We start from the raw sequence: 4,354 nt of genomic DNA, 5'->3' as shown, positions 1-4,354 counted from the left end.
TCTCAAAACTCTTCAAGCCTTTTTCAAGCTCGTCACCGATTTTCACAGTCGCTTCTAAGGATGAGGACTTCATGGCGTCGACCGACCGGCGAGGACCACTCACTCTGAGCATCACCGTGCTCGGCTCCACAGTCAGAGCCACACCACCGGCCTCCACTTTCACCGGAATATTACGAAACATACGCTGAATCTGCTCTTCACCAATTTCGATGCTGATAAAAACCTGCTTGGTAATCAGCTTCATTGGGTGAGGCGGATTACGCAGGGCAACCTCAACTTCTAAGTCGCCTTCACGGCCTCTGATGTCGATGTCCCGAGTAGGAATATAATCCAGGCCCATCACACTGGAACGCGGCCCGATGACTTTGACTTCGCGAGGCTCGGTGCGAACCGAAACAATCTCGTAACCGAATGCTGGACGGTGGGGCAAAGAGGCTTCAACCGGAATCGAGCGCTCTACTCTTCTATCCAGGGTTAAATCCCATTCTGTAGGACGAAACGAGACAGCCTGAAGCCCCAAGGGAGCTTGAATATCTCCGGTGGCGACCATGTGACGAATCGTACCTGGCTCAGCTGGCATCTGCGTTAGGTCAACCACCACCGGCTGCATATCCTCCTCGCGAAATGACTGGAATCTTGTCCACGGACCTTTGAGAGTAGCGGATAATGAGGTTGGCGGATGCCCAACCAACATAAACCCATCGGGCGTATTATAGGAGATCGGAAACTGAACTTCGACCGGTGTACTGCTCTCTGCATTCAACATGACAAAGAGAATCGCAGCCACAAGCAGTGACACAAATTTAAGCAGTAGATTGTCTTTGATGACCTGCATCTAACGACCTATCTATCGGACACACAGTGCCCGTTCAATCACGACTCTCTGGCGACGCCTTCTTCTTCAGGTGGCGCACCGAGAAACTGTTGTAAAACCTTTCGCAGCATTGCGGTATCGAGGTCACGGGTAAGATTGCCTCCTTCAACAAAGGAAATCTGACCTCGTTCTTCAGAAACCACAACCGCTACGGCATCGTATTCTTCTGTAGCTCCCATGGCCGCCCGGTGACGGGTACCAATGGCATTATCTATTTTCGCGTTGTGGGTGAGCTGCAAAAATACAGCTGCAGCGCTGATTCGACCTTGCTGAATAATCACCGCACCATCGTGGGTTGGTCCGGGCGGCGTGAACACCTGCATTAAAAGTGGCGTGGAAACATTGGCATCGATTTGAAAGCCGCGGGTTGCGAGCTCTGAGAGATCTGCGCCGCGCTCGATTAATATCAATGCACCCAGGCGCTCTTTGGCCATGGCATCACATGCACGAACAACTTCTTCAATGACCCCGGTATTTTCCTCACCGCCTGAGAACCCAAGAACCGAACGGCGCCCCACCCTAGAGAGTCCGCGCCGGATATCGTTTTGGAAAAGGACAATGACGATGAGCAAAAATGAGCCAATGAAATTCTCGAGAATCCAAGAGAGAGTATTGAGCTTGAGCACCCGAGACGCGAAAAACGCGAAGGCAATAACGCCGAGGCCCATTAAGATTTGTTGGGCCCGAGTTCCTCGAATCAGCAATAAAACCCGGTAGATAAGGTACGCCACTACCAGAATATCCAGCAGAGAACTTAACACTGCGACCACAAGGTCACTATGGGCAAATTGCAATTCCATCATTGTTTCAAGGGGGTACCACGGTTTTTGAGAGTGAATCCAGAAACCTGGTCCTCTCTCAACCGACATCAACCGGCGCCGCTAACCCCAAATCAATTGTAACCGGAAACGCGGAAATAGCCAGTATTTGCAATGATTTTGGGGGCTTGGACTCAAAATGTACCTCTGCCCCTCTAGGCTACACCACAGACGCAAAGAAGCCCGCGTGAAGCCTTTTCTTCAGCTTCACGCGGGCCCTTAAAAGTCATTTGAACCGTTGGATCAGATCTTCTGACTCACTTAGGGAATGTAGTAATCCCCGAGCAAGATAAACATCTCATCTTCAGTGGTCACGCCGCCCCAAACCGGACAAGCATCACAGAGGCCGTCGCCAGCACCCGGTGTTGAATCACAGAAGGAATCGTCGCCATTACACACTTCACCCTGCTGCGGTCCGCCGTAGCAAGCCCGAATGGCCGGTGAGCAGGTGCTCCCAACCGAGAGCGAGTTACGCTTAACCAGATCTGGGTAATTCAAACCATTGTCGAACACACTGCAGAACTTAAATGTACGGTCTTCCCTTGCGGAGCTGTCGTAAACCCGAGGCTCATCGAAATGCATTTGCAGCGGATCATTGTAGATGTAGCTTGTGTAAAACGGCTCATCTTCATTCGGCAGACAACCGTTATCTGGATGGCATGCCGGATCATTTGGCGGATACCAAACTCTAAAGTTCACACCACGGATGTGCGTGTGCGAACCAATATTCATCAAGTGTGAACCTTTCGGTATGGTGTAGGTCGAGCAAATTTCCTGCTCCTGGTAAGGCGGTACGTACATGTCAAAAATTTCGTCAGCCTGGAAAATACCGCGTTGGCGATAGAGCTGCTCGTCTTCTTCCGCAAAATAGATATTAATGTACTGCTCAAGCGTGGTGTCTTGCTCTGTTAGGTTAAACGCGTGGCTATTCCAGATGACCACGCCTTTGATAGGCACCAATCGATAAACACCGTTTTCATAGGTATGGATTTGAACAGGTTCCTGTGAGCCTGAGATACCGACCTGCTTACTGCGTGCATCGGAAGCTCCCCATCCCACGCAAGCCGTAGATGAAACCACATTGGAGGCACACTCACCGCCTGCGCCGCACTCCGCCCCGCCTTCAGAGGCGGACTCGCCTTTGCGAATCGGGTCACATCCGTTGCCAGCAAGGCTCCCACCATGACAAGTCCATGAGCCCCAAGTGCTGTCCGGCCCCACATCGCCCGTGTAGATATCAACGATGCTGTGGTGAGACTGAGGATCTTGCGCCAAGGTATCTGCCTTGTACGCCATACAGGTTTTATCGGAACCGCCTTCACGGCTTGTGCAAGGTCGCCGCGCTGATTCTGGAACCAAATCACTGTTGGTAAAATCGTAGTAAGTTGCAAAGCAAACCTCATCTTCGCTCATCGCTTCAACGAGCCAAGGGCCGGCTCGAAGCTGAATACCTTCCCCAGCTTCTGGTGGAGCAAGAGGTGGAAGCTTGTTGGGCGTGGCTTGGGCAGGTAGTCCGCAATCAAGTAGATTCTGAGTACCGGCCACGATGCCTTCCTTACTGGCACCGCCGCGAATCCAGAGCCGCAGGGCTTCGAGTTCATCAGCACTCAATGAGTCGTAGCCCGGTGGCGGCATCACTGTGCCAGCGGATTGAGGCAACTCTTCACCCGTTATACCCACCTGCATCTTCTTAAAAAACATACTCGCGTCTTGGTCGCCGGGGAAAATCCGGTGTGTGTAATTCTTCATCGTAGCTACAGAGTCTTGGTAGACGAGGTTCTCCCAGGCTACGTCTGGTCGTAAGTCCAACCCACCTTCTGTGATGGTATCGTTATGGCAACCGACACAATTGTGCCGAACGAAAATTGTTTTCTGAATGGCTTCCCATGTGCTGGTAGCAGCCAAATCTTCGCAGCTTAGCTGAGCTTCTTCGCCGCCGCCATTGCCACCTTCTCCAGTTGTTTCTTCATCACCATTACAGCCTCCCAGTACAAGCGAGACACCGCCAACGAGCAGTGCGACTTTCCAACCAAACGATTTCATTTTTATTTCCCCAGTTGATTCAATGAGCCAATCCTCACACGGTAATAAAACACGAATAATGTTGAGCCTCGATGAAGTTAACACCTAATTAAGTGACCCTTTTCACTAAAACATCATGAATGTACACACACATTGTAAGCCAATGTAGGCCTGTTGCTTACCATCGCATTTGCCGTTTCACGGGCTTCATGCTTTACCGAAACCTCATGAGGCTTGAAGGTTACGTATGAACTCAATCGTCCACATCTCAGACCTGCATTTTGGTCAACCCTTCGTCACTGAAATTGGCGACGCGGTTCTGCAGTTTCTCGAAGACACCCCTCACGATGCAGTTGTGTGCTCTGGCGATATCGTTCAATTTGCAGAATTCAAGTCCTCCTGGGAGGCTGCCAGGCAGTTCTTCGCCCAAGTGGCCGCTCCCCTCATGATTGTACCAGGCAATCACGACGTGGTGCGATTTTTCCCAGTGCGCCGCTGGATAAAGCCCATGAATCGTTATTTTGAGTATATTAACGATGCTCGGGATATGAATCTTCGCCTTCCGGGCGTGGACCTTGTTGGCCTGGGAACGATGCGCGCCTGGAGTATTGAGCTAGGCTACATTACGAAGCAGCAGCTC

The 4,354-nt window shown here is 51.4% G+C and carries 4 protein-coding genes; 1 reads left to right on the top strand and 3 read right to left on the bottom strand.

Translation table 11 applies throughout. The annotated features are described in order from the left end of the window. From HOK28_10295 to HOK28_10285, 3 genes are all read right to left on the bottom strand, one after another. On the bottom strand, positions 1–835 hold an 835-nt coding region (locus HOK28_10295; GenBank protein MBT6433472.1), incomplete at its 3' end, for a hypothetical protein. Between the two features lie 38 nt (positions 836–873). After that, a complete protein-coding gene (locus HOK28_10290) occupies positions 874–1,743 on the bottom strand; it encodes a TIGR00159 family protein (GenBank protein MBT6433471.1) in 870 nt (289 codons plus the stop codon). A 210-nt stretch (positions 1,744–1,953) separates the two neighbouring features. Then, complete coding sequence (locus tag HOK28_10285; GenBank protein ID MBT6433470.1) at positions 1,954–3,735, bottom strand: hypothetical protein; 1,782 nt, start codon at positions 3,733–3,735, stop codon at positions 1,954–1,956. Between the two features lie 226 nt (positions 3,736–3,961). Here HOK28_10285 and HOK28_10280 point away from each other — a divergent pair. Further along, the coding region (locus tag HOK28_10280; GenBank protein ID MBT6433469.1) for a hypothetical protein at positions 3,962–4,354 on the top strand (393 nt) is incomplete at its 3' end.

This window comes from Deltaproteobacteria bacterium (assembly GCA_018668695.1).
Taxonomy (GTDB): Bacteria; Myxococcota; XYA12-FULL-58-9; order XYA12-FULL-58-9; family JABJBS01; genus JABJBS01.
This window is presented reverse-complemented; position numbering and strand designations above follow the sequence as displayed.